The sequence below is a fragment of the Bradyrhizobium sp. 170 genome (genome assembly GCF_023101085.1).
GTDB lineage: Bacteria > Pseudomonadota > Alphaproteobacteria > Rhizobiales > Xanthobacteraceae > Bradyrhizobium.
This window is the reverse complement of record NZ_CP064703.1, coordinates 3,740,915-3,766,719: the sequence shown is the minus strand read 5'-3', so window position 1 is coordinate 3,766,719 and position 25,805 is coordinate 3,740,915. Positions and strand designations below refer to the sequence as shown.

The window sequence follows — 25,805 nt, the reverse complement described above, 5'->3', positions numbered from 1 at the left end:
CCCGATGGCTCCAATAAACGGCCTAGGGCTTGATGCGACCAACCCCGAGCGTTTCGGCCTTTCGCAGCAAATCGGCCAGTGACCTCGCTCCCATCTTCTTCATGATGCGTCCCCGATGGATCTTCACGGTAATCTCGGCCAGTCCGAGTTCGGCTGCTATCTGTTTGTTCAGGCGTCCGGACGATACCCACGCCAGAACCTCTCGCTCGCGGGGAGTCAGGGTCTCAAGAAGTGCTTGCAAATCCGCCACGATCTTGTCGGCCTCGCGCCGTTTCCGATCCCGTTCGATCGCCGTCACCACCGCGTCCAGCATGTCTTGGTCCCGAAACGGCTTGGTCAGGAAATCGACCGCTCCACCCTTCATGGCCCGGACGGACATCGGAATGTCGCCATGACCGGTCATAAAGATGATCGGAATGTGGATGTTCGCCTTGGCTAGTTCGGTTTGAAAGTCCAATCCGCTCAATCCGGGCAACCTAATGTCAAGGACCAGGCAGCTGGCGACGTCCGGAAGCTTGCTGTCCAGCATTTCGGCCGCCGAAGCGAACACCTCAACCTTCAAGCCTATCGATTCAAAGAGATTGGTCAGCGCCCTGCGCACCGATGCGTCGTCGTCGATAACAAGGACGATCGACTCCTTGGCGCTAGCGGATCCACGCGATGATTTTGGACGCTCGGTCACAACGCATCCTCCTGATGCAAGGGCAGAACGAATTGAAAGGTTGCACCCGGCCCCTCATTGCAACAGGCGGACAGCCGTCCCCCGTGAGCTTCCACGATCGAACGACAGATCGAGAGTCCCATACCCAGGCCGCTGGACTTGGTGGTGAAGAAGGCGTTGAAGAGTCGGCTTGCATTTTCGGCGGAGATCCCGACGCCGCAATCCGTTACACTTACGAACACTCGGCGTGTCTCGTCCTGGCCCGATCGGATCACAAGCTCGCGCGGCCGATCCCTGACCGGCTCCATTGCCTCAATGCCGTTCATCATCAGGTTGATAATTACCTGCTGCAGCTGGACCCTATCGCCAAGGATCATGGGTAGCGTCGGCGCCAACTCCTTGCGCAATGATACGCTGTGGTTGCTCAGCTCACGCTGCACCAGCGTGATGACCTCCTTGACGACACTATTGAGGTCGAGCGACACCTTCTCAATGTCAGTCTTTTTCGCGAGCGCCCGAACACGCCGAATCACCTCGCTTGCGCGGTTGCCGTCGTCAATAACCCATTCCGCCGAGCGGCGCGCGCCGGCCAGATTGGGCGTTTCGTGATCCAGCCAGCGCAGGCAGGCTTCGGCGTTAGCGATGACGGCGGCGAGCGGCTGGTTCACTTCGTGAGCAATGGACGTCGTCAGTTCGCCCAGCGTCGTCACGCGGGTTACATGTGCGAGTTCCGCCTGCGCGCTACGGAGCGCCTCCTCGGCGTGATCTGCTCGGATCGTCGCCGTAATATCCGTACCGGTGCCCCGATAGCCCAGGAAATTGCCGCTTGCGTCAAAAAATGGCTTGCCGCTTGACCGGACATAGACGGGAGATCCACTTGCGCTTACGGCGCGATATACGAAATCACGGAATGGTTGATGTGCGTCGTGCATCGCTCGATGCTGCCGCCATTTTTCGGGCTCCGAGTCGACATCGGCCGCAATATCCCAGCGAGCCAAGCCCGTTATGTGTGAAGGCACGATACCAATAGCACTGACGTGCTCCGATATGCGCGTGACCCGGTGGTCAGGCCCGGTTTCCCAGAGCCAGTCGGAGGCCGTTTCGGCATAATCGCGAAAACGCTGTTGGCTCTCGCGGAGCGCAACCTCAGTCTGCTTGAGGTCCTCGATATCGGTAGCTGAGCCATACCATTTGACAATGTTGCCCGCCTCGTCGCGCAGTGGCTCAGCTTCGAACAAAAACCAGCGATACTCGCCATCGAAGCGCCGGAGCCGAGCTTCTAGCCCGCCTCGCGTACCGGTCTCTCGTATTGCGGTCCACTTTTGCAACATGCCCTTCTTGTCGTCAGGATGAAAAGCGCGAGGCCAGCCAGTTTCGGCCTGGTCCAGTGACAGGCCGGTATAGTAGAGGGCCGGTTCATTAAGAAAGTCCGGGACTCCTTCCGGTCCGGCGCGCCAGACCAGCGTCGGGATTGTATCGATGACCAGTCGAAGACGATCTTCGGATTTCTTTATTTCGTCAAAAGCCCTTTGCAGTTTCTCCTTTGCCTCGCATTGCTCGGTGACATCTACGTGCGTACCGATGAATTCGACCACGTCACCGTCGCTGTTCACGACAGGGTGTCCGACGGAATGTATGCGCTTTGTCGAGCCATCCGAAAGCGCTACACGAAAGTCAACTTCGAAGTCCGTCTTGTCTCGAATGGCCCGCGGCACCAGTTCAATAATCCGCCGCCTGTCCTCGGGAAAAACACGCTCCTCAAAGGGCTGGGTTGATACGGTGTCACCATCCGAATCGAGATCGAACAGGGGGTAAGCCTCGAGCGACCGATACACGAACTCTCGACGGCGCACATCCCACGCCCAACTGCTTGTGTGACTCAAGCGCTGGGTTTCGGCCAGATAGGTTTCACTTCGCCGCAGCTTCCGCTCCGCTTCCTTTGCGGCCGTCACATCCGTTATCGCCCCAACAAACTTGAAGCTCCCCGACGCATCTCTCTCGGCACGAGCTACAGCATGGACGTATTTTACCGAGCCATCAGGCATCGCCAACCGATACTCATGGTCGAAATCGCTTCCCTTGCTCGACGCCTGCTGGACGATGTCTTGCACCGCAGCGCGATCGTCCGGATGGGTGCGCTGGAAAACAAACTGCAGCGTCGGTTTTGTCGCCCGATCGCATTGAAATATCCGGAATGTTTGCTCTGACCAGATTATTTCCCCGCTGGCTACATTCCATCCGAAGCTTCCGGTACGGCTCAATCTCTGCGCTTCGGTCAAATACATCTCGCTACGTAGCAGCGCCGTCTCAGTCCGCTTTTGATCTTCAATCGCAGCCTGTAGCTCATCGCTGGCACGCCGGAGATTTTCGGTTGCTTTTCTCTGCGCCGAAATCACGAACGCAATAAAGAGCAGCGCAACGCCAAACAGAACTAGGCGAGGCAATTGCGGAGCCGCCACAGCAAACACATTATGCTTCCAGGCAAAGGTATTGATCGGCGGCACCAAGTAATAGTGGAAAGCCAAAAGCGCGAGTGCGACCGCCAACAGCGCCGGTCCAAGGCCGCCAAGCCATGCGACGAGAATAATGGCGCAAAGCAGCATCAACAATGCACTGGGCTCGGCATGCAGCAGGCGGCTCATGAGTTCCGCAATGATGATCGCTGCGAGGACTGACAAGACCGCCATAGCGTAAGCGATCCAATGCGGCTTCTTCCACCCTTGATGGAGATCAGGTTTAATCATCTCCTTGCTCATCCCGATTAAGGTGAGGAAACTGCAAACAGCTGCAGGATGGCGGAAGCCGAGAGGCGTCTCCCCTTGAACTGCGATCGACCGGGCGGAACCCGTCGAGGCAGATCGATGCGAAGCCAACGGAATACAAAAGTCCCCTGTGCCAGCGCAATACGGCCGGGGAAGAACGGCGCGGCTGAATTCCAGAAATTCGTCGTCTGGTCACGGGTCATCGCAGAGCGTCCCGGTTCCCGCCGAAGACGATTAGAGCACTTTGGAACAAACTCAGCAATTTTTACCTGCCCCGGCGGGGCCACAAACGGGTCCCGGAGGACCGGTCCCACGCCATTCATCGCAGCGACATCTGTTGGGTTCATTCCGGCGATGCGATCGCGGCTAGATCCGGCGACCATTGCAAACAACAGTATAACCGCTCGATCCCTTTCGATATCGGATGCTTACCCTACGTACGATTGAGCGATCGGTCTCAACCCTCCTAGTCTCGCTGCTAATCGCAAGAGCCGATTGCAGGTGACAAAATGTCCACGATCCCGGCCAAAACGATTGAGCGCAGCCGCAATAAGCCATGCGGGCGGACTCATGTACGTGCCCCGCCGGCTAACCACGCGTGCGACGGCGAAGCGGTCCGCTGCTTCCGCTTGGGAGGCGATACATGAGAGTCAAGCTCTGCGCACGTTGTCCCTATTCGCCGCGAGATTTGGCACGCCACTACGATCCCGAAGGCGAGCTTTACGCGTGCGCGAAGTGCGACGGCGGACAAGAGGTGAGCACCAACCACTACCCACGCAAGACCGAGAGGAGGCAAGAATGCGCAACAGCCCTCAATGTCCTTCGAACGTCGCCGCCAAGCGTTGCGCCGTCTGTGACGGAAAGTTCGGTCTCATCCGCCACTACTCCTGGCGAACCGCCCTCTGCTCAAAAAAGTGCGTTGGCCGCTTCAAGGCCCGTCAAGAGCACGACCACAGATGGTTACGTGGATTTCATGCCGCAGTCTGGCAATGGGTGCAATGAACGCCACGCGCCAATGTCCCGAAGTTCAGAATTTCGAAGCGAGGAGGTTGCACAATGATTCTCCTACGCAAACTCCTCTTCTGGAGCTGCATCTGTTGCCTGCTAGCGATGGAGGTCCAAGCCCAGGATGGACAAAGCCAGGCCGGAATTCACCGCCATCCGCCACAGGATCTGCCTCTGCATGAGAAGTTCTATTCGAAATGGCACATGCCCGATAATCCTTCGGTTAGCTGTTGCAATGAGGCGGACTGCTATCCGACTGAAATCAAGTACGTTGACGGCAAGATCTACGCAAAGCGCAGAGAAGACGGAAAGTACATTTTCGTGCCACCTGAAAAGGTAGAGCGGAACAGGGACAATCCCGATGGCAGAAATCACCTCTGCGCCCCGCCGCCCAATACCTCCCATTCATCCGACACCGTGTTCTGCTTCGCATTGGGAGGCGCGACATGAGGTTCGTAATGGTGAATGACAGAACGCCCTGCCGGCAACCTTTCTGTGCACTATGCGGCGAGCCAATCAGCGGGAGCTGCCTGCGAGAAGTCGGGACGCAACTCACCTACTGCGATCATGATTGCTACGCCGATCACCGCGAAAGCGCCGCTCTGCTTCTCGAAAATCATGCAAGAGCATCATGAATAACCCTCGCCAGATCGCGTAACGGGCTTGCACGGCCAAATTAGTCGGGCCTTGGGTCAATGTGTCGGCAAGGCTGAAGCAGAGGGCAGCGGCCCGCTGAACGACTTCCGCCATCTGCGGATTAGCGCAAATCCGGTGTCATCACAGCAATAGAGGCAAAGTCATTGCGAAGCGGACGCATACATTCTCATTTCCAACCCGGTTTCTCGCAAAAGCAACTCCGTCAACAGATGACGCTCCGAAAGCAAAAAGTCACGCCGCTGCGGACCGCTCGCCTGCCGGGATTTCGACGACGCGCAACACAGGAGCAATCCGTGGTCAAACGCCCAACACTCACCACCGGAGCAACCCAATGAACGCCAGATCCAAACAACCGCCCCTGGCCCATGCATCGGGTACGCCTGTCACCAACAACCGCAACGTTCAGACTGCCTGTCCGCGGCTGTTAAAGTGCCCTCGAGATCAATCGGCAGGAGACGTGCGATGAATACCGATCTTACCATCGATATCGGTCTCGCCGGGAGCACAATTCCCGACAGCAAGCTTGCGCGCGAAATAACGGAGTTGGTGCGGGATACCGAATCGCCGTTGCTCTTTCACCATTCGAGCCGCGTCTACTACTGGGGCGCGCTGGCGGGCAAGCGTCGCCGGCTCAAATTTGATCCCGAACTGCTTTATGCAGGTGCGATGTTCCACGACATGGGGTTGACCCGTCAGCACAGCAGCCAAATCGAGCGATTCGAAGTCGACAGCGCGAATGCCGCGCGTGACTTCCTCCGAAGCCACGGCATCGCGCAACAGGATATCGAAACCGTCTGGACCGCAATCGCCTTGCACACGACGCCCGGCATCCCGCAGCACATGCACCCGGTCGTCGCGCTGGTGACGGCGGGCGTCGAAATGGATGTCCTTGGGCTGGCTTATTCCCAATACAGCGATGCGGAGCGCCAGGCGGTGGTGCATGCACATCCGCGTCCGCCACATTTCAAGGAGGACATCATCCAGGCCTTCTATGACGGCAACAAGCACAAGCCGGAGACGACCTTCGGCAACGTCAACGCCGACGTGCTCGCAGACAAGGATCCGCACTTCACCCGCGTCAATTTCTGCAGCGTGATCCGAGGATCCGCCTGGCGGGGGTGAGCCCGCTAACCTCAAGTCGAGAAACACAGCACTGAAGCTGCCCTCGGCGGAACAGCAGGGCCGATGTCGGCACCTGCGACCTAATCCAATGGAATCCAACACAACGGAGGACTGATGATGTCTAGCAAGCCAGGCAACACGAACAAGTTTACGAACGCGACTGGAGCCCCGGTTGCTGACAACACCAACATCATGACCGCAGGTCGGCGCGGCCCGGCGCTGCTGCAGGATATCTGGCTGATCGAGAAGCTGGCGCATTTCGACCGCGAGGTGATCCCGGAGCGGCGCATGCACGCTAAGGGTTGGGGCGCCCACGGGACCTTCACTGTCACGCACGACATCACTCGCTACACCAAGGCCAAGGTTTTTTCGAAGATCGGCAAGCAGACGCCGATGTTCGCGCGCTTTTCGACCGTCGCCGGTGAGCGCGGCGCCGCCGATGCGGAACGCGACATCCGCGGCACCGCCCTCAAGTTCTATACCGAGGAGGGTAACTGGGACATCGTCGGCAACAACACGCCGGTGTTCTTCTTCCGCGATCCGCTGCGGTTCTCGGACCTCAACCATGCCATCAAGCGCGACCCGCGCACCGGGCTGCGCAGCGCGGACAACAACTGGGATTTCTGGTCGCTGCTGCCGGAGGCGTTGCACCAGGTCACGATCGTCATGTCCGATCGCGGCATCCCGAATAGTTTTCGCCACATGCACCTGTTCGGCAGCCACACCTTCGCGATGATCAATGCCGCCAATGAGCGCGTCTGGATCAAGTTTCATTTCCGCTCCCAGCAGGGCATCCGGAACCTCACCGACGCCGAGGCCGCAACTCTTGTCGCCGCGGATCGCGAAAGCCATGGCCGTGACTTGCTTAACGCGATCGAGGCGGGCGACTTCCCGCGCTGGACGCTTTTTATTCAGGTGATGACCGAGGCTCAGGCGAAGACCCACAGGCACAATCCCTTCGACGTAACCAAGGTGTGGCCGAAAGCGGAGTATCCGCTGATCGAAGTCGGCGTGATGGAGCTCAATCGCTACCCGGATAACTTTTTCGCTGAAGTGGAGCAGGCCGCGTTCTCGCCCGCCAACATCGTGCCCGGCATCGGTTTTTCGCCCGACAAAATGCTCCAGGGGCGGCTGTTCTCCTACGGTGACACACAACGCTACCGGCTCGGCATCAACTTCAACCACATTCCGGTCAACGCACCCCAATGCCCGTTCCAGAGCTACCATCGCGACGGCCAGATGCGGACCGACGGCAATCTGGGCAAAACGCTCACCTACAACCCCAACAGCGCGGGACTCTGGGACAACCAGCCGGATTTTGCCGAGCCGCCTCTCGCGCTCGAAGGCGACGCGGCGCACTGGGACCACCGCGTCGACGACGATCATTGGGAACAGCCGGGAAACCTGTTCCGGAACATGACGCCGGCGCAGCAGCAGGTGCTCTTCGAGAACACGGCGCGGGCGATGGGCGACGCGAGCTTACACATCAAGGAACGGCATGTTGCCAATTGCGCCAAGGCTGATCCGGCCTACGGCGCGGGCGTCGCCAAGGCGCTGGGCATCAATTTCAGGCCGCAGACGATCGCCGCGGAGTAGACCCGCCGGCCGGCGGCGCTGACCCGCGCCGCCGGCCCTCCTCACCCAACGTAATGCTCCCCCGCGAAACCTGATCGCGTCGAGCCGTCAATCTCATCTCTGGAGAGAACGATGTCCAACCGGATCGCACCCAAACTCCTTGCGGAGTTCATCGGCACCTTCGCACTCGTATTTATTGGCGCCGGCGCCGCGGCCGTGGTCGGCGACGGTGTCGGCCTGCCCGGTATCGCCGCGATTGCCGTCGCCCATGGCCTGACCATCATGGTCTTCGCTTTCGCTTACGGCTCCATTTCGGGCGGGCACATGAATCCCGCAGTTACCGTCGGCGTGTTCGCCGCCGGCGCCTTGGGTATCGGCGAGGCGATCGGCTATATCGCCAGCCAACTCATTGGCGGCGTCGCGGGCGCACTCTTCTTGTCGGCCGTACTGGGCGGCGCCGCGACCGGCCTCGGGATGCCTGCACTTGCGCACAATCTCTCTCTCGGCGCCACGTCGCTCACGATCACTCCCGCGGCCGGCTTCATGATCGAGGCGGTGCTCGCGTTTTTCCTGGTGACGGTCGTGCTCAGCACGGCAGTTGCGGGCCGCGCCGGCAACCTCGCGCCGCTTGCGATCGGGATGACACTGACCCTCAACATCATCATGGGTGGGGCCCTCACCGGTGCCGCGTTCAATCCGGCGCGAGCGCTTGGCCCGATGGTCGCGACAGGCAATTTCAGCGACGCCTGGTTGTACCTGACAGCCCCGATCGTTGGCGCCATCATCGCTGCCGTTCTGCACACGGCCCTCGCCCGGCTCGCCCAAGAGCGGATGGCAGCGCCCGCGCCGGGCAGCGCCGCCGCGACGCCCGCCGAATGAGTCCCATTCGCTCGCCGCACCAACGTAGCAGACGACCTACCAACAAGGAAATCTCAGGAATGTTCGACTATAACGGGAGTTTTCAATTTGCCATTGCTGCTCTGAAACGTGAGCGCCGCTATCGCGTCTTCGCCGACCTGGAGCGCAAAGTGGGACAGTTCCCCCACGCCCTTTGGAACAGCCCGAGCGGCAAACGGAACGTCGTTGTCTGGTGCTCGAACGATTATCTCGGCATGGGCCAACACCCCAAGGTGATCGAAGCGATGTGTTCCGCCGCACGCACGATGGGTACGGGCGCGGGCGGCACGCGCAACATCTCGGGCACCAATCGGGCGCTTGTGCAGCTGGAGGCCGAGCTTGCGGACCTGCATGGCAAGCAGGCGGCGCTCGTCTTCACGTCGGGCTACGTGTCCAACCATACGGGTATCGCGACGATCGCCAGGCTCCTTCCCGATTGCTTGATCTTGTCCGATGCACTCAACCATAATTCCATCGTTGAAGGCGTGCGTGCCGCCGGCTGTGCCAAGCAGATCTGGCGCCATAACGATACTCAGCACCTAGAGGAATTGCTGTCCCGCGCAGCGCCCGGCCGCCCGAAGCTGATCGTGTTCGAGAGCGTCTATTCGATGGATGGCGACGTCGCTCCACTCGAAGCGATCTGCGACCTTGCGGAACGTTATAACGCGATGACCTATCTCGACGAGGTGCACGCTGTTGGGATGTACGGGCCACGCGGCGCCGGCATCGCCGAACGGGACGGAGTGATGGAGCGCATCGACGTCATAGAGGGAACGCTTGCCAAGGCCTTCGGTGCGCTTGGCGGCTATATCGCCGGCACGAGCGATGTAGTGGACGCCGTCCGATCCCATGCTCCTGGATTTATCTTCACGACGGCCTTGCCTCCCGCAGTAGCTGCGGCTGCGACAGCTTCGATCGCCCATCTCAAGGCATCGGATGCAGAGCGTGCGGGTCAGAGCGCCGCGGTGGCAGCAACCAAGGCGGCACTACGGAAAGCCGGCCTGCCGGTGCTAGCGGCGGAGACGCACATCATTCCGGTCATGGTCGGGGATCCCGACCTGTGCAAGCAGGCGAGTGACCTCCTCCTTGACCGGCACGGCATCTACATCCAGCCGATCAATTATCCGACGGTTCCCCGCGGCACCGAGCGATTGCGGATTACCCCCACCCCGGCACATGACGCCCGGCTGATCGCACGGTTGGCTGACGCCCTGATTGCGGTATGGCAGGAGCTCGATCTTCCGCTCGGAGGAGATCAGCAGCCGATCGAGCAGCGTACGCAGACGATCGCGGCTGGCGGCTAGCCAGCCTCGCTGTTTACTTGACCCATTGCATTTTTGGTGAGCAGTGCGCCGCGCTGTGCGATGCCTTGTTCGTCTATTTCCGGATCTAGCCAACTATCCGTGCGATAGCGTGTGTCTTGCTCGGTCGCAAATTACCGGAATGACCGCGGCGAAACTGCCGAAGCAGTTTCGCCTTTGTAAGATAGTCACCTTCCCAGGACGGCCGCTTATAGGTAGTCATGCAATGCGGGACTTTTCTTAATTGTACCCGCTGGTGCCGGGCGACGAGCCGCCGAACTGCGAGTCGCCGGTGCCGCTCAACGTCGTCGGACCCGTCTGGATTGCCGTTCGGATTGCCGCAGTTCGGATGCAGTTGCACCGTGCGACAGCATCGCGATCGGTCCTCGCGACCGACTTGTGATGAACTGTGTTTGCAAGGGCGGCCGTACCTGAGAGCGCGATCGCAGAGGCTAATGCGATTGCGGGGAGTTTCATGGTTGTGTCCTTCCTGTGTTGAACCCTCCTCACGTAGATAAGAGACAATCTCGATCGTCCCATCAAATTCTTCTTCAAGCGCGCGATAGAAGCCGCCAAGCCGCTCGCTTGTGAGCTCACGCGGAGCCTCGCTAGTGCTGAGGTGACAAAATATTCGACGATCGCACCGACGTCTTCGGAGGCTTGGTAGGCCCTGATCATCTTGCTGACTTCCACGTGCCAGGCTTGCTTTGACATAAAACGGGATTTGAAGCGCCGAGAAGAATAAATCCCTTTTTAATGGATTTGGCTGGCGCCGCGCCTCATGATTGTAAAGAGACGAGAGATGCAATGATCGCGAACTACACCGACCACGCGGCGAACGAGCGAACCTTCCTTGCCTGGATACGGACCGGCTTGGCCGTGGCCGCATTTGGATTCTTTCTCGTCAAGCTGAACTTCCTCGTTGCGGTGGCGGGCGGCGGGAGCTCACCCCGTCTTCCGGTGGAAGGCGGCGAGCCGTTGGTCGCGGCCGCGGCGCGCTATGCCGGCCTGGCGTTGGTGGTGACTGGAATCGCCATTATCGCACGGAGCGGCGCCGGGTTTGAGCGCACGCGCCGCGCAATCGATCGCGATGAGGTCATACACATCCCGCGGACCCGGGCGGAATCGCTACTTTCGGCGGCTGTGACCGTCGCCGTGGTGATTTTCTGCATCTATCTTGCGAAGCTTTGACGTTTCGCGACTTGCAATCCATAGGAGAACGCCGTGGATATGAGAAACGACAATTGGTCCGGTACAGGCATGCGCCCCGTTGGCCTGATCATTCGGCAAAAAGACCCGAACAATCTCGAAATGCCGTTCGATCAGCTTGGCGATTTCATCACGCCGACCGAGTTGTTCTACATACGCAGCCATTTCCCCACGCCGGAGCTCGATCCTGTTGCCTATCGACTGTCGATAGGCGGTGCGGTGCGCAAAGCGCTAAGACTGAGCTACGCGGAGATCCGCGCCATGCCATCGCGGACCTGTGTCGCCACGCTGGAATGCGCCGGCAATAGCCGGGTTTTCCTGGTGCCGCCGGTGCCGGGCGCACAATGGGAACTCGGTGCGGTCGGCAATGCAGAATGGACTGGTGTTCCACTCTCCGTGCTTTTAGAGCGCGCCGGACTTGCGGACGATGTTTGCGAACTAGTGCTTGAAGGCGCTGATCGCGGCGTACCCAAGGAAGAGCCAAAGCCGCCGGGCCCGATCTCATATGCCCGCAGCATCCCAAGGGCGCGGGCGATGGAGCCCGATGTGCTGATCGCCTACCAGATGAACGGGCGGGACCTGACGCCGGATCATGGCTATCCACTGCGCGCCATAGTGCCGGGACATTACGGCATGGCGTCGGTAAAGTGGCTGACCAACATTGTGGCGACTACACAGCCGTTCCAGGGTTACTGGCAGACGTCCGATTATGGCTATTGGGACGATTCCGCTGGAGTACCGGTTCGCCGGCCACTCGCGGAGATGAAACTGAAGTCCCAGATCGCACGCCCCCGTGTATACGAGACGCTCGAACCCAATCGTCCCTACACCGTTTTCGGTGCCGCCTGGGCGGGAGACACCGATGTCACCGAGATTTGGATCAGCGATGATGGCGGCGCGTCATGGGTTCAAGGCGAGTTCCTCGACCCGATAAACCGGCACGCATGGCGCCGCTGGAAGTACGATTGGATCACTCCGGCACAACCGGGCCGCTATACGCTGATGGCGCGCGCGACGGGAGCAGACCAACGTGCCCAGCCGGACGGTCATAATCCGAATTTCGGCAGCTATGTGATTGATCACCCGCTTCCGATCGAGGTCTTTGTAGCTACTCTTTGAACTGCAGCGTTCGTGCCGGCCTTCCGCCGTCCCGTTGGGCTTTCGTGGATTTCTCTCGCGTCGCACGTCTAGAATCGCCATGGCGCCTATCCGGCGATGCTCAGCATAAATCCTTTTTTAATCGAATTCCCGCGCGGGGGAGAGCATCTTGCTCGGGTAGAGGCGTGTTGCCTGGCTGAGGCATCCCCTCACTAAATGCGTGCCGCTACCAAACGTGTGCCGACATAGCGGCTGATAACCGGAGAGTTTGGATGGCAGAGCGGCTCAAAGCAACAATCGGGCGACGTCAGCTACTGCGCACCGGGATGCTCGGCTTTATCGCCACGGCCACCGGTGCTCTGGAGAGCGGCACCGCAGCCGCTGACACCGAAACCAGGGACGAGAAACGCAGGGCTCGCTTCCAGGCGAACGCGGCCGAAGTTCAAACCTTCTATCGGGTCAACCGCTACCCGAAGCGTTGAGGGGATTTTCCTATGCTGATCAAGCGCTCAGAGCGTCAATCGCGCCGAGGCAAAGCTGCCTCAGAGTTGGCCGACCAATCGGGTGACAACCTTAGTCGTCGCTCGTTCCTGCGCCGCTCAGGTCTCGCCGCTGGAAGCCTGGCTGCGCTGGGCAGCCTACCACTTGCCAGCATACGGCAAGCGGAGGCCGGTCCCCCGCCGCCCCCCGGCGCAACCGTCACAACCCGAAAGAATTTCTGTACCCATTGCTCTGTGGGTTGCTCGGTCATCGCGGAAGTCGCGAACGGCGTCTGGATCGGTCAGGAGCCGGACTATGACAGCCCGATCAATCGCGGCTCACATTGCTGCAAAGGCGCGGCAGTCCGCGACGACGTGCTCAGCGACCGCCGCTTGCGCTACCCGCAAAAGCTGGTGGACGGCCAATGGAAACGGCTCTCCTGGGATCGGGCCATCGATGAGATCGGCGACAAGCTTCTGGAAATCCGCCAGAAATCGGGTCCGGATTCGGTCTACTGGCTTGGTTCGGCCAAGTTCACCAACGAAGCGGCCTACCTCAACCGCAAGCTCGCCGCGTTCTGGGGAACGAACAATTCCGATCACCAGGCGCGCATCTGTCACTCCACCACAGTCACCGGGGTCGCCAATACCTGGGGCTACGGTGCGATGACTAACAGCTACAACGACATCCGCAACTCCAAGACCATTCTGCTGATGGGCGGTAACCCAGCCGAGGCGCATCCGGTTTCGTTGCAGCACATTCTTGAGGGCAAGGAACTCAACCGCGCGAATTTCATCGTCGTCGACCCGCGGATGACCCGAACTGCGGCGCATGCGACCGAATATGTCCGAGTGCGGCCCGGAGTTCACATCCCGACCATCTATGGAATGCTCTGGCACATCTTCGAGAACGGCTGGGAGGACAAGGAATTCATCCGGCAGCGCGTGTACGGGATCGAGGACATACGTAAGGAAGTCGCGAAATGGACGCCTGACGAGGTTGAGCGTGTCACGGGTTTGCCTGAAGCCCAAGTCAAGCATATCGCAAAAATGTTCTCCCACGAGAAGCCTGCAACGCTCATCTGGGCAATGGGGCAGACGCAATTCTCCACCGGTACTGCAAATGTCCGGGCAAGTTGCATCCTCTTGCTAGCCACCGGCAATGTGGGCCATGCCGGCGGAGGAGCCAATATTTTCCGTGGTCACACCAATGTGCAAGGTGCCACCGACCTCGGCCTCGATGTGACGACGCTGCCTCTCTATTACGGTCTTTCCGAAGAGGCGTGGCAGCATTGGTGCCGGGTGTGGGAGGTCGACATCGACTGGATGCGCTCGCGCTTCGCTGACAAGACTCTGATGGAAAGCCCCGGCATCCCCAGCACACGCTGGTTTGACGCCACGTTGCTGCCGAGGGACCAGGTCAGCCAGCCGGATACGGTGCAGGCCATGTTCATCATGGGGCATGGCGTCAACACCATCACCCGCATGCCTGAAGCCAAGCGAGGGATCGAGAAACTCGAATTGCTGGTCGTCTGCGATCCCTATCCCACTGCATGGTCGGTGCTCTCGGATCGCAAGGATGGCATCTATCTTCTGCCGGCCTGCACCAGTTTCGAGATGGATGGCTCGCGCACCGCATCGAACCGCTCTCTGCAGTGGGGCGAGAAAATCGTGGACCCCGTCTTCGAATCCAAGAACGACTACGACACGATGTACATGCTCGCCCGCAAATTCGGTTTCGCCGATAAGATGTTCAAGAACATCAAGGTGGAGAACGGTGCGGTATCGGCCGAGGACATTCTGCGCGAGATCAATCGTGGCGGGTGGTCGACCGGATACTGCGGCCAGTCGCCCGAGCGCCTCAAGGCGCACATGAAGAACCAGGCAAAATTCGATCTGGTCACCTTGCGGGCACCTAAAGACGATCCCGAGGTCGGCGGCGATTATTACGGGCTGCCGTGGCCGTGCTGGGGAACGCCGGAATTCAGGCACCCCGGATCAGCGCTACTCTACAACACCAATCTGCCAGTCAAGGAAGGTGGCGGGACCTTCCGCGCCCGTTTCGGCGTTGAGCGCGTCGTCCGGCGCAAGGTCATGGAGAATGGGCAGGAGGTCGAAAGGGAAGAGCATGACAATCTGCTCTCCGAAGGCTCCTACTCCGTCGGCTCCGAAATCAAGGATGGCTATCCTGAATTCACGCTCGGTGTCCTCAAGCGGCTCGGCTGGGACAAGGACCTCACCGCCTCGGAGATGGAAATCATCCGGAAGGTGAACGAGGGCAATCCAGATACTGTTTCATGGTCGCTGGATCTTTCCGGGGGTATCCAGCGCGTGGCCATCGAGCATGGTTGCAGCCCCTATGGCAATGGCAAGGCGCGTATGGTTGCCTGGAACCTGCCGGATCCGATCCCGGTGCATCGCGAAGTCATTTACACCTCGCGGCCCGATCTTGTCGGCAAATATCCGACCCTTCCGGATGCCCGACAGTTTCGGGTGCCCAATATCGGTTTCACCGTCCAAAAGTCCGCTGTCGACGGCGCTATCGTCAAGCAATTCCCGCTCATTCTCAGTTCCGGCCGGCTTGTCGAATATGAAGGCGGCGGCGAGGAGACACGCTCCAACAAGTGGCTCGCCGAATTGAAGCAGGACATGTACGTCGAGATCAATCCGGCGGACGCAGCCGAACGCGGCATCAAGGACGACGGCTGGGTCTGGGTCACCGGGGCCGAGAGCAATTCCAGGACGCGCGTAAAGGCGTTCGTGACCGAGCGTGTCGGCAAGGGCGTCGCCTGGATGCCCTACCACTTCGCCGGCTGGTACGAAGGCGCCGATCTGCGAAGCAAGTATCCGAAGGGGAGTGACCCGATCGTGCTTGGCGAGAGCGTCAACACGCTAACGACCTATGGCTACGATCCCGCCACCGGCATGCAGGAACCCAAGGCAGCGCTTTGTCAGATTCGAGCGGCGTGAGAGGAGAATAGATCATGGCTCGCGTCAAATTTCTCTGTGATGCCGACCGTTGCATCGAGTGCAACGCCTGCGTGACGGCCTGCAAGAACGAACATGAAGTGCCGTGGGGCATCAATCGCCGCCGCGTCGTCACCATCAATGACGGCAAGCCCGGCGAACGCTCGGTCTCCATGGCCTGCATGCACTGCACCGATTCGCCGTGCGCCGCGGTGTGCCCGGTGTCGTGCTTCTACACCACGGCCGACGGCGTCGTGCTGCACTCCAAGGACCTGTGCATCGGCTGCGGCTACTGCTTCTACGCCTGTCCGTTCGGCGCGCCGCAATATCCGAAGGTCGGCAACTTCGGATCGCGCGGCAAGATGGACAAGTGCACCTATTGCGCGGGCGGGCCGGAAGCCGACGCGACGCCGGCGGAATACGCCAAATACGGCGCCAACCGCCTCGCCGAAGGCAAGCTGCCGATTTGCGCCGAGATGTGCTCGACCAAGTCGCTGCTCGCCGGAGACGGCGCGATCATTGCCGAGATCTACAAGGAGCGGGTGATGAAGCGCGGTTATGGTTCCGGCGCGTGGGGTTGGACCACCGCTTATCACGAGGGCATCGCTGTCTGAGTAAACTGTTGGTACCGCTGCTAAGGGACCGACTTCGGCGAAGCACGGGAGAATGATTATGAGGACGTATCTTACCCATATTCGCTCAATGGTCTTTGCGTTGGCAATTCTGACTGTGATGGCGGCAATGCCGGTGCTCGCACAGCAACTTGGCCCGGACGGCGCACCTAATCCGACTGCGAGCGTCGTGCCTGAGCAGAAATTGCTTCAGCAATCGCCACGCATCGAGGGACGGATCGATATTCCAAACGAAAGGGCTCGTGTGCTCTTGCAACCCGCTGGGCGGCAATGGGATCATTTCCACGAAATCACATTGCACTGGCTCGGCGCGATCGTGATCGTTGGCATGATCGCGGCCCTGGCTGCCGCCTATCTGGTCATAGGGCGTTTAGGGATTTCGAAGGGGCGTTCCGGGCGGAAAGTATTACGCTTTAGCTCCTTCGAACGCTTCTCACATTGGCTGACCGCAGCGTCGTTCGTGGTCCTCGGCTTGACCGGGTTGAACATAACGTTCGGCAAGATCGTGCTGCTCCCAATAATCGGGCCTGAAGCGTTTAGCAGCATGTCAGAAGCTGCAAAATACGTGCACAATTACGTCAGCGCCGCCTTCGTCATCGGTCTCGTGCTTATTGTCGCGCTCTGGATAAAGGACAACCTCCCGCAGAAGGTCGACATTGACTGGATCAAGCAGGGGGGCGGCTTCATCAAAACGAAGCATGCGCCGTCGGGGCGTTTCAATGCCGGCGAAAAGCTGGTGTTTTGGTTTGCGCTTGGCGCTGGCGCTGCGGTCATTATTTCCGGTTGTCTACTGATTTTCCCGTTCTATGTGACTAATATCGCGGGGATGCAGATCGCACAGGTCGTGCATGCCGTGATTGCCGTGCTGTTCATTGCGGTTATCATCGCCCACATCTACATCGGCACGCTCGGTATGGAGGGCGCCTTCGAGGCGATGGCCACCGGCGAGGTCGATCTCAACTGGGCGAAGGAGCATCACGACCTCTGGCTCGAAGAACAACTGGCCAAGGAGCGTCTCGCTGCTCGATCCGGACAATCATCAGCAGTTCCGGCGGAATGAACCCGCCGCCGACGATACTCCTCTGCCGCCAATGACGGATTGTTCCATGGCTTTGACCGTAAACGAAGATCTCCGCCCAGCCCGCAGCAGAGCGCATGTCGTCTCGAGGTCGACCAGATCGACGATGGAGATCAAGCGTGAGATCAACTGCGCTCACTAGAATTGCGGCTGGTGTGGTGGTCGAACGCCGCAAAGCGAAGAGCCCGTGGCTCGATTTCGTCTGGCGGCCGATTTATGTGTTGGTTGGAACGCCCTCGGCCACACCCTGGACCCAGATCGGTGAAGAAGTCGGCGCGACGACATTCTATGCGGGTGAGGCCGCGATCGAATTGCATCGGACCGAAACGGCGAACTATCGGGACAATCTCTCGTCCGGGACACCCGCGCTTTGGGTCGTGCTGCGACCGAGGCTTGCCAATTCTTCGCGCTCCGCGTTCGACATCCTTATGGTTACGGCTGATCCCTCGGAGGGTGAGGCGTTGACCGATGCCGGCAATGATCTGGTCGCAACCGTTCCGATGCCCGCTGCGATTATCGAGACGATCGACCGCTTCATCGCCGAGCACCACGTCGAGCGCCCCTTCAACAAGCGGCAGCGGGACCGAGGTGGGCCGCGGATGCCTGGCTTCCGCAGCGAGAACACGGAGAACGGCAAATGACCCGGTCAGAAAGCATCTTGTCGCGCTGGTCGCGAATGAAGCAGCAATCCGCTGAAGTCGGGGAGCCCGACGGTTCATCAGAGCTCAAGTCCATTGACGCAGAAGAGCGTGGCGATTTGAACGAAGCGACGGCTCCGACAGCGGTAGCAAACTCTCCAACCTCTCCTCCCTTCGACCCGGCAAGCTTGCCATCGCTGCAATCGATTACCGCCGGTACGGACATCCGACTGTTTCTGGGATCAAATGTCCCGGTCGAACTAACGAAAGCTGCGCTACGCCGGACCTGGGTAACCGATCCGGCCATTCGCGACTTCGTTGGGATTGCGGAGAATCAATGGGATTTCAATGATCCAACCGCGATGCCTGGCTTTGGACCGCTAAAAGCCAACGATGTCTCTGCTGTTGCCGGTGCACAACAAACTCTTGCCGGGCTGGGAGAAGCCGAGCAGGCCCGCGAACCTACGAAAGACGCTGTCGATGCCGAGGCCATCCCAGACACGCGCCAGATTGATGAGATCGATCGTGCACGGGCGCAGGAGTATGCGCTGCTCGCGGCATTGCTTTCACACAGTCCCGGCACGCAAATGATCGAACATCTGTCTCGCCTAAGCGGCGATACGACCCAGCTGGGCGCTGCGCATGCGGGGCTCAGTGCGGCAGCCGCGGGCGTTGCACCGGAGCAGATCGAGCGCGAATATTTCGATCTTTTCGTCGGACTTGGGCGTGGTCAACTTTTTCCCTACGCGTCCTATTACCTGACGGGTTATCTCCATGGGCGGCCCCTCGCCCGTCTCCGCCAATCCCTCAAGCAAATTGGTATTGAGAGGACGGAGGGAAAATCCGAACCTGAGGACCACGCCGCGGTACTTTTCGAAGTCATGGCGGGGCTCGCCAGCGGCCAGATCATTGCTCCCCGTGAGACCGAACGCGATATCTTCGAGAGCCATATCAAGCCGTGGATCGGACGGTTCTTTTCGGACCTCGAGCATGCCGAATCCAGGCCATTTTATGCGAGCGTCGGAACACTCGGCCGCATCTTCATGGAAATCGAAGCAGAAGCATTCTCGCGTTCATCGTAAGCTGGATGGCAGACGGTTACTGCCATAGCCGTCGCGTATGCGGGGCACCGCTTGCACTCGACAGCCCCGGCAGATGTTTCCGATGGGCCGATCAACGGTGGCTTCTTCAGGGTTAGGTTTTTTGCGCTTGGCGTCTGGAAGCGAAGAAACATCCGCCGCTGTCGGCTGACGATGGGGTGGGCCAGGCACGGTCCCTGTGAGGCGCGAATCTGGCGTCAGCGAGGGTAGGACGGTTGGTTCGCGGGGGTCGTCAAGCCATGCGGCCCGGGCCGATGCATCCCGCCTCGCGCGTAACTGGCAGAACGTCCGGCTAGAACGAACACCACGGTCACTAGAATAGGTTTTCGCATCTTACACATTGAACGTTTTCAAACGTATATGCGTTCGCGCGATCTGACCGGTAGGCGATCACGTTCGCTAGCCCTGCAGGTAACTATCACGGCATTACCGTCCCGCTCCATACGAGATGCGATGCGGATGCGTGAACAACTCGAACCCGTCAGTACGCGCGATGGCTGCAAGCGTGATGCCCGCGGCCTCCGCCAGGCGAACTGCCAGCGCGGTGGGCGCTGAAACCGACACCATCACGGACGCGCCGATCACTACACTTTTCTGCACCATCTCCACTGACACCCGGCTAGTGAGAAGAATGATTCCGTCACTAGCTAGTTGCAATGGACGCGCGCGCGAGTGCACCTGACAGCTTGTCGAGCGCGTTATGACGGCCAACGTCCTCGCGCAAGGCAACGATGCCGCTCGTGACGTTCCAAAAAGCCGCAGCATGTACCGCACGCGTCTCAATGTTGAGTTTCTGACGCGAAGCCAGGCTCCGCATGGCAACCATGATCTGTTCCGCCGAGAATTGCCGGCCACGGCCGACAACGGCCACGGGACGCACCGCTTCCGCGATCGATTCGATACCGCACAATCCACACCCTGTCGGTCCCGCGATATACCGCCGCCGCTCCCGCAGACGGTCGGCTCTCGATTTACTGAACCACATCCGCAATTCGACTCCATCATCGACATGGAGCACGTCCAGCGAACAAATGTCAGCAGAAGAGGCGATAACGCTTTCGCTTAAGCTAAAGCCGACCGCGAAATCCTCCAACTCCTGCGCCGCATAATGAGCGGACCGCCGGCAAGTAGACGTCGCTCTCCACGGCATTCCTTTCAACTAAAAACGAATTTAGCTTTCCGGCACCCAGTCGATGACATTGAGCCAATCCTTACCGCCCGATACGGGGGCGAGAATATGGATTGGCCCTGGCACGATCACTCTGCGGCGACGCTAAAACCCTATTTAATGGTGAAATTAGGCCCGCGATCTTAGATTACGCTCAGAACGTTACTCTCGATGGGTTCATGTGGTTGTCGAGTGGACGGTGCACTCCGCGCCCTGCGCCCCAGAACGAAGCGGGCGTGCGCCGTTTCATTTTTGAGAGGGCTGAAGTCACGACTTATCTGCAGCAACAGTGGATCACCCCGCGCCCGATTGCGTTTCGGGGTGGACGCACCGAATGAAACCTGGATGATACACGATGTTCGCAGGGATTGATTCATTCTCCGTGCAGCTTCCCGACGTTGTCCGCACCAGGACATTCCGCTGGGCCGCCGGTGCATTCGCGGTGTGCATCGTGCTGTTCTCGGCTTTCGTTTATTGGCAGGCTGTCGACTATATGTTGGCGAGTACGGATGCCGCCCTTACAGACGAACTCCTCGCTATTGCCGCGGACTCTCCGGCTCGGCAGTTGAACGCTATCGACGATCGATTGAGCCACGATCCGCGTCGCATCAGGCTTGCGGGCCTGTTCCGCCCGGATGGGCATCGAATCGCGGGCAATCTCGCGAGCCTGCCGCCAGGCCTCAAGATCGACGCTCCAGTTCAGAGCGTCGCGGCGATTCGGATCGATCCAAATGGCCCGGAAGAGATGACCGTTCGCGCAATTTCCCGCAACTTGCCGGACGGCAACGTGCTTGCGGTTGCCCGCAACATCGACGAATTGAAGCAGCTTGCGGAGGTCGTGGCGCGAGCCCTGCTATTGGGATTACCCCTCGCCCTGTGCTTTGGCCTGGCGATCGGCATGGTCCTGAGCGTCAGAGCCCAGAAACGCGTGGCCGAATTTAATACACTCGTCCGCCGCATCGTCGCCGGCGATTTGCGACAGCGCCTCCGCACGCAGGGCCTTGACCATCCGTTCGACAAGCTTGCAGAAACCGCAAACGGAATGCTGGACGAAATTGAAGCTCTCGTGCGGGAGATGGCAGGGGTTGGCAACGAAATTGCTCACGATCTCCGTACACCGCTCACCCGGGTGCGCCTCGGCCTCGAACGAGGACGCGCCAATGCCAAGAGCCTCGAGGAGTTACAGGCGGCCACCGACCGGGCGATTGGTGGCGTTGACCAGTCATTGACGATCATAACCAAGCTCTTGCGGATCGCGGAGATCGAATATGGCGGACGCTTGAACGAACTCGACAATGTCGCGCTGCCCGACCTTGTCAGGGAAGTTGGCGATCTATACGCGCCCATCGCGGAGGACAAGCATATCACCCTGTGCGTGGTGGCGAGCGGTGATGCAACAGTGCGCGGCGACCGAGACCTGCTTCTTGAGGCAGTGGCCAACCTGGTCGACAATGCCGTGAAATTCACACCCGTAGGTGGGTCTGTCGAGCTCGCCCTGATCCCCGGCAAAAACGAACCCGTCGTTCGAGTTTCGGACTCGGGACCCGGCATCCGGGAGGATGAGCGGGATGCCGTCATTCGGCGCTTCTACCGTTCGGACAAGAGCCGAACCACATTCGGGTTTGGCCTGGGTCTGAGCCTGGTGTCAGCGATCATCAAGCTGCACGGCTTCCGGCTCACGATAGCAACCGGTCCAGGTTGCGTGGCTCAGATCGCATGTACACTTCCTACCCTTTGAGTCTTACTTGTTTGATCCACGCTTCTGTTTGGCTCGAGCGGGCCGGATATTCAATTCGGATGGTTGAACGAGAATTTAATGGAAAGCACGCGTGAGCATTCCCACCTCCAGTGTATCGTGACGTTGGCGGTTGCCTCGCTCAGACATGCCAGCGTCTGACCAAACCCTGTGGCGGAAAAGCCCGCCCATTCCGAAGGAGAATGTCATGAGAGGACGAGTGATGATGATCTTGGCAAGCGCGGTGTTGGCCGGCAGCCTTCTTGCCACCGGTGCACAGGCACGCGGCGGCGGCGGCGGAGGACACGGTGGTGGCGGCGGCGGCCATATGGGCGGGGGCTTCGGCGGAGGTCACATGGGTGGCGGCTTTGGTGGCGGCCACATGGGTGGCCTTGGCGGCGGTCGCATCGGAGGTTTTGGTGCGGGCATGGCGCATGTCGGCCACGAGCACTTCGGCGCAGGAAGGCGTCGTTTTGTTGGCGGCGGCTATTACGGCTACGGGCTTGATTGCCCCTATTACGGGTCTCCCTACACCTGGCCGTACACCTGCACTTACTGAACGGCTGCTGATCCGAGTCGCGCGGCCTTCGCTCTGGTGGGCTCACCTGGAAGAATTGGCGAACAAAACGCCAGCTCTGCCGGGTGGACCCACTCACCGTCGTAGGCGCCTCCACCGTCTCCGTTCGAACGTCATGGAAATAGCTCCGCTCTTGAATTCGAATTTAATGTCCTAAACCTCAATTTAATGGCTCCGCTGCGCTCGACACCTATCATTTGGTGATCCGCTCGGGTTTCGAGCGCCGGAAGATATTCAATCTTCCATGATGGAGCGACTGGTATGGGCATTGAAGGACAATTTGCAGGCCTCGCAGTTCGAACACCGCGCGAACCAGCGCTAGCCAATGATGGCACTGGCAAAGGTTATTTCCACGACATCCGGCGTTTCGCGATGCTCGAAAGGGAGCAGGAGTTTGAGCTCGCCAAGCGCTGGCGCGAGCACGGCGACCGCGATGCCGCCAACCAGCTTGTTACAAGTCATTTGCGTCTCGCCGCCAAAATCGCCATGGGCTACCGCGGCTACGGTCTTCCGGTCTCGGAAATCATCTCCGAAGGCAATGTAGGCTTGATGCACGCATTGAACCGGTTTGAGCCTGAGAAGGGCTTTCGCTTCACCACCTACGCGATGTGGTGGATCAAGGCTTCCATCCAGGACTACATTCTGCGCTCCTGGTCACTTGTGAAAATAGGCACTACCTCGAACCAGAAGAAGCTCTTTTTCAAACTGCGAACCGCAAAGAGCAAGATTGCTGCATTCGAAAGTGGAGACCTGCGCCCGGACCAGGTCGCTTCGATCGCAAAGAGCCTCGATGTCACGGCCCAGGATGTCGTCGACATGAATCGACGCCTCGCCGGCGACAAATCGATCAATGCGCCGATACGTAACGACACCGAAGTCGGCGAATGGCAGGACCATCTCGTCGATCAGTCGCCCTCACCGGAAGCCATCGTCGTCGAACAGGACGAGCAGGACTACCAGCGCAAGGCGCTGATTGCTGCGATCGACGTGCTGGACGACCGCGAACGCCGTATCTTCGAGGCGCGACATTTGGTCGACGAACCATCGACGCTGGAGGACCTCGCGGCCAAATTCAGCGTATCGCGTGAACGCATCCGGCAGATCGATGCTCGCGCGTTCGAGAAAGTGCGAAAGGCGGCCAAGAATCTTGCCGTAAAAGCGCATGTGGCGATGCAGGAGGCTTAAAACGCCTGAACCGAGACTCGATAATTCCGCAGATCGCGACAAAGAATCGAACCGGCGCTCGGAAGGCGCCCACCCGCTCGACCCATCATCATCTCGTGGGCCTCCCCTCCAGCGCTGCTGTAGACCGCCCCGCGTCGAGCCACACTTTGAGGGACCGGACGACGCGGAGGCAAGATCGCCGTTGCCCCAGAGACAAAGTTAAGTTTTTTATAGTCGATTCCGCCGTCGCGCGTCCCCATCTCCACGATTAGGCATTCAGTCAAGGAGGCCCGACATGAAGATGATTTCGTCCATGGCAATGGCTTCGGCTATCGCAGTACTAGTGCTCGCTTTCGGCGGGCTGGAATCGGCACAGGCAGGTCCCATCGTTCCCCCCGGACATGACTGTATCGAATATGACGAGGGCGGGACGGATTGCAGCTTCACGAGCTATGCGCAGTGCGACGCGACGGCTTCGGGGCTGGCCGCGGAGTGCTATGGCAGTCCGATTCAAGATGACCAGTATCGGCGATGGAACAGCACGACCCGCGCTCCGCACGCCAGATAGCACCTATCTTCGCAACGCCTGCTTTGGTGAGAACGAGCTGTTTCATCCTGATTGACGGTCGGGACAAATGATCTCCATCCGGCCGCCTGGGCCGGGATGAATGGCCAGCCTGAAGCCGTGAAGCTTTACGATGGCAGCCACAAGGTTGAGGCCAAGCCCCACGCCTGGCGTATTGCGGATCTTGTCCGACCGGTAGAAACGCCGCAGCACGGCCTCGCGCTCCTGTTCGCTGATGCCAGGGCCCGTATCTGTAACGCGCACGATGGTTTTGCTGTCGCCGCGCTCCAGTTCGATGCCCACCCGGCCGCCTTCCGGCGTGAACTTGATGGCGTTGTCAACGAGGTTGGCAACCGCCTCGAACAACAGATCCCGGTCGCCGAGCACGTTAAGGCTGCGTTTCACGTCGGTCCGCAAGTCGACGTTCTTGTTCTCCGCGATCGGCTCGTAGAGGTCGCAGACCTCGCGCAGCATTTCGTGCAGGGGTACGCTGCCGAAGGCCGCCGAGCGCCGGCTGTTTTCGATTTCAGCCAGACGCAACAACGCAGTGATAATGGCCAGCGACTGATCAATACTTGCGATCGCCTTATCTGCAACAGTCTGGAGCTGTTCGACCGTGGTAGCGTTGATGCGGCCGCGCTCAAGGGCGAGGCGTGCCCGTGTCAGCGGCGTACGCAAGTCGTGTGCGATGTCGTTGCCAACGCCGGCGAGCGCGTGGATCATCGTTTCCATTTCATCGAGCATGCCATTCACGATGACGGCGAGCTTCGAAAACGGCTCGTCGACATTGCGGTGCGGAAGCCGTTCGCGCAGATCGCCGGCGATGATGCGCTGCACCCGCTTATTGACCTCTTCGACCCGCTTCTGGGCGCGCATGCTCAACCACGCCCCCGCCAGCAGGCACAGGCAAAGCGCCGGCAACAGGCCCAGTGCGAGCGCCTGACCGACGACGTGGGAAATCTCCCTCGTTTCATCGACCTCCCGTCCGATGATCAGCGTGTTGCCGTTCGGCATTGTTCGGGCGATCGCGCGGATGACGCGAGCGTCCTGCCCTGTCGGAAGCATCCGAATGACCGAGACGTTATGGACAATATCGTTCAACCTGAGCTCGGGCGGAATCCGTTCCATGTTGCCGGCTATCCTGCGGCCGTCCGCGCCGAACAGTCCGGCATGTTGAACCCCGCGGGAATCCTGCTTCAGATTTTGATTGATCGCAGACAGCTGCTGTTCACCAGGTAGGCCAACGATAAAGTCTAATTGGCTGCTGATCATCCTGTCGGACCGTGTGATTAGGTAGTCGTCGACCTTCCAATAGATGAAGCCGAACAGCGTAATGACGAAAACTGCGAGCACCCCGGCCACCGCGAGGGTCCAGTGAAAAGTACTCGAACGCATGAACTGCGGTTGACGCATCG

General features: G+C 59.7%; 19 protein-coding genes and 1 pseudogene. 16 read left to right on the top strand and 4 right to left on the bottom strand.

The annotated features are described in order from the left end of the window. Window positions 1-22: 22 nt before the first annotated feature. Both IVB05_RS17295 and IVB05_RS17290 read right to left on the bottom strand, forming a co-directional pair. On the bottom strand, window positions 23-682 hold the full coding sequence (locus IVB05_RS17295) for a response regulator transcription factor (protein WP_247785756.1): 660 nt from the start codon (window positions 680-682) through the stop codon (window positions 23-25). Beyond that, on the bottom strand, window positions 679-3,405 hold the full coding sequence (locus IVB05_RS17290) for a PAS domain-containing protein (RefSeq protein WP_247785755.1): 2,727 nt from the start codon (window positions 3,403-3,405) through the stop codon (window positions 679-681). The genes IVB05_RS17295 and IVB05_RS17290 overlap by 4 nt, the downstream gene beginning before the upstream one ends. 2,142 nt (window positions 3,406-5,547) lie before the next feature. Between IVB05_RS17290 and IVB05_RS17285 the strand changes: the two genes are divergently transcribed. The 12 genes from IVB05_RS17285 to IVB05_RS17230 all read left to right on the top strand — a co-directional run bounded on the left by IVB05_RS17285 (window position 5,548) and on the right by IVB05_RS17230 (window position 19,163). Continuing rightward, window positions 5,548-6,207, top strand: coding sequence for an HD domain-containing protein (locus tag IVB05_RS17285; protein ID WP_247785748.1), 660 nt, complete (start codon window positions 5,548-5,550; stop codon window positions 6,205-6,207). A 117-nt stretch (window positions 6,208-6,324) separates the two neighbouring features. Further along, window positions 6,325-7,803 (top strand): catalase, encoded by a 1,479-nt coding sequence (locus tag IVB05_RS17280; RefSeq protein ID WP_276578769.1) that lies wholly within the window; start codon window positions 6,325-6,327, stop codon window positions 7,801-7,803. Between the two features lie 111 nt (window positions 7,804-7,914). Next, a complete protein-coding gene (locus tag IVB05_RS17275; protein ID WP_247785745.1) occupies window positions 7,915-8,661 on the top strand; it encodes an aquaporin in 747 nt (248 codons plus the stop codon). 59 nt (window positions 8,662-8,720) lie between these two features. Next, window positions 8,721-9,983: a 5-aminolevulinate synthase gene (gene hemA, locus IVB05_RS17270; RefSeq protein ID WP_247785743.1), complete on the top strand. Its 1,263-nt coding sequence runs from the start codon at window positions 8,721-8,723 to the stop codon at window positions 9,981-9,983. Between the two features lie 804 nt (window positions 9,984-10,787). Next, window positions 10,788-11,171 carry a DUF202 domain-containing protein gene (locus IVB05_RS17265; protein ID WP_247785735.1) on the top strand — a complete coding sequence of 128 codons (384 nt, stop codon included), beginning with the start codon at window positions 10,788-10,790 and terminating at the stop codon, window positions 11,169-11,171. A gap of 39 nt (window positions 11,172-11,210) precedes the next feature. After that, entirely contained in the window at window positions 11,211-12,308 is a 1,098-nt protein-coding gene (locus IVB05_RS17260; RefSeq protein WP_247786754.1) for a sulfite oxidase, read from the top strand. Between the two features lie 251 nt (window positions 12,309-12,559). Then, on the top strand, window positions 12,560-12,769 hold the full coding sequence (locus IVB05_RS17255) for a formate dehydrogenase (protein WP_247785733.1): 210 nt from the start codon (window positions 12,560-12,562) through the stop codon (window positions 12,767-12,769). A gap of 12 nt (window positions 12,770-12,781) precedes the next feature. After that, window positions 12,782-15,736 carry a formate dehydrogenase subunit alpha gene (locus IVB05_RS17250; protein ID WP_247785731.1) on the top strand — a complete coding sequence of 985 codons (2,955 nt, stop codon included), beginning with the start codon at window positions 12,782-12,784 and terminating at the stop codon, window positions 15,734-15,736. Window positions 15,737-15,750: 14 nt separating this feature from the next. Continuing rightward, a complete protein-coding gene (gene fdh3B / locus IVB05_RS17245) occupies window positions 15,751-16,347 on the top strand; it encodes a formate dehydrogenase FDH3 subunit beta (RefSeq protein ID WP_247785730.1) in 597 nt (198 codons plus the stop codon). A gap of 58 nt (window positions 16,348-16,405) precedes the next feature. Beyond that, window positions 16,406-17,425: a formate dehydrogenase subunit gamma gene (locus IVB05_RS17240; protein ID WP_247785728.1), complete on the top strand. Its 1,020-nt coding sequence runs from the start codon at window positions 16,406-16,408 to the stop codon at window positions 17,423-17,425. Window positions 17,426-17,562: 137 nt separating this feature from the next. Then, window positions 17,563-18,084, top strand: a complete 522-nt coding sequence (locus IVB05_RS17235; protein ID WP_247785726.1) for a DUF3305 domain-containing protein — start codon at window positions 17,563-17,565, stop codon at window positions 18,082-18,084. Then, window positions 18,081-19,163, top strand: coding sequence for a DUF3306 domain-containing protein (locus tag IVB05_RS17230; RefSeq protein ID WP_247785724.1), 1,083 nt, complete (start codon window positions 18,081-18,083; stop codon window positions 19,161-19,163). The genes IVB05_RS17235 and IVB05_RS17230 overlap by 4 nt, the downstream gene beginning before the upstream one ends. A 444-nt stretch (window positions 19,164-19,607) precedes the next feature. Here the strand turns inward: IVB05_RS17230 and fdhD are convergent. Then, window positions 19,608-20,331 (bottom strand): annotated as a pseudogene (fdhD, locus tag IVB05_RS17225) (formate dehydrogenase accessory sulfurtransferase FdhD). 373 nt (window positions 20,332-20,704) lie between these two features. Here fdhD and IVB05_RS17220 point away from each other — a divergent pair. The 4 genes from IVB05_RS17220 (at window position 20,705) to IVB05_RS17205 (ending at window position 24,393) form a co-directional block, all read left to right on the top strand. Then, window positions 20,705-22,087: a HAMP domain-containing sensor histidine kinase gene (locus IVB05_RS17220; RefSeq protein WP_247785723.1), complete on the top strand. Its 1,383-nt coding sequence runs from the start codon at window positions 20,705-20,707 to the stop codon at window positions 22,085-22,087. 205 nt (window positions 22,088-22,292) lie between these two features. Beyond that, on the top strand, window positions 22,293-22,643 hold the full coding sequence (locus tag IVB05_RS17215; RefSeq protein ID WP_247787449.1) for a hypothetical protein: 351 nt from the start codon (window positions 22,293-22,295) through the stop codon (window positions 22,641-22,643). A 279-nt stretch (window positions 22,644-22,922) separates the two neighbouring features. Further along, window positions 22,923-23,846, top strand: coding sequence for an RNA polymerase sigma factor RpoH (rpoH, locus tag IVB05_RS17210; protein WP_247785722.1), 924 nt, complete (start codon window positions 22,923-22,925; stop codon window positions 23,844-23,846). Window positions 23,847-24,120: 274 nt separating this feature from the next. After that, window positions 24,121-24,393 carry a DUF3551 domain-containing protein gene (locus IVB05_RS17205; protein WP_247785720.1) on the top strand — a complete coding sequence of 91 codons (273 nt, stop codon included), beginning with the start codon at window positions 24,121-24,123 and terminating at the stop codon, window positions 24,391-24,393. A 42-nt stretch (window positions 24,394-24,435) separates the two neighbouring features. Here IVB05_RS17205 and IVB05_RS17200 read toward each other — a convergent pair whose 3' ends face one another. Further along, window positions 24,436-25,803 (bottom strand): ATP-binding protein, encoded by a 1,368-nt coding sequence (locus IVB05_RS17200; protein WP_247785717.1) that lies wholly within the window; start codon window positions 25,801-25,803, stop codon window positions 24,436-24,438. Window positions 25,804-25,805 lie beyond the last annotated feature (2 nt).

Excerpts from the sequence above, each read along its gene's own strand:
- IVB05_RS17290 (WP_247785755.1), bottom strand. The coding sequence starts at position 3,405 with ATGATTAAACCTGATCTCCATCAAGGGTGGAAGAAGCCGCATTGGATC.
- IVB05_RS17285 (WP_247785748.1), top strand. The coding sequence starts at position 5,548 with ATGAATACCGATCTTACCATCGATATCGGTCTCGCCGGGAGCACAATT.
- IVB05_RS17280 (WP_276578769.1), top strand. The coding sequence starts at position 6,325 with ATGTCTAGCAAGCCAGGCAACACGAACAAGTTTACGAACGCGACTGGA.
- IVB05_RS17275 (WP_247785745.1), top strand. The coding sequence starts at position 7,915 with ATGTCCAACCGGATCGCACCCAAACTCCTTGCGGAGTTCATCGGCACC.
- hemA (WP_247785743.1), top strand. The coding sequence starts at position 8,721 with ATGTTCGACTATAACGGGAGTTTTCAATTTGCCATTGCTGCTCTGAAA.
- IVB05_RS17265 (WP_247785735.1), top strand. The coding sequence starts at position 10,788 with ATGATCGCGAACTACACCGACCACGCGGCGAACGAGCGAACCTTCCTT.
- IVB05_RS17260 (WP_247786754.1), top strand. The coding sequence starts at position 11,211 with ATGAGAAACGACAATTGGTCCGGTACAGGCATGCGCCCCGTTGGCCTG.
- IVB05_RS17255 (WP_247785733.1), top strand. The coding sequence starts at position 12,560 with ATGGCAGAGCGGCTCAAAGCAACAATCGGGCGACGTCAGCTACTGCGC.
- IVB05_RS17250 (WP_247785731.1), top strand. The coding sequence starts at position 12,782 with ATGCTGATCAAGCGCTCAGAGCGTCAATCGCGCCGAGGCAAAGCTGCC.
- fdh3B (WP_247785730.1), top strand. The coding sequence starts at position 15,751 with ATGGCTCGCGTCAAATTTCTCTGTGATGCCGACCGTTGCATCGAGTGC.
- IVB05_RS17240 (WP_247785728.1), top strand. The coding sequence starts at position 16,406 with ATGAGGACGTATCTTACCCATATTCGCTCAATGGTCTTTGCGTTGGCA.
- IVB05_RS17230 (WP_247785724.1), top strand. The coding sequence starts at position 18,081 with ATGACCCGGTCAGAAAGCATCTTGTCGCGCTGGTCGCGAATGAAGCAG.
- IVB05_RS17220 (WP_247785723.1), top strand. The coding sequence starts at position 20,705 with ATGTTCGCAGGGATTGATTCATTCTCCGTGCAGCTTCCCGACGTTGTC.
- IVB05_RS17215 (WP_247787449.1), top strand. The coding sequence starts at position 22,293 with ATGAGAGGACGAGTGATGATGATCTTGGCAAGCGCGGTGTTGGCCGGC.
- rpoH (WP_247785722.1), top strand. The coding sequence starts at position 22,923 with ATGGGCATTGAAGGACAATTTGCAGGCCTCGCAGTTCGAACACCGCGC.
- IVB05_RS17205 (WP_247785720.1), top strand. The coding sequence starts at position 24,121 with ATGAAGATGATTTCGTCCATGGCAATGGCTTCGGCTATCGCAGTACTA.
- IVB05_RS17200 (WP_247785717.1), bottom strand. The coding sequence starts at position 25,803 with ATGCGTCAACCGCAGTTCATGCGTTCGAGTACTTTTCACTGGACCCTC.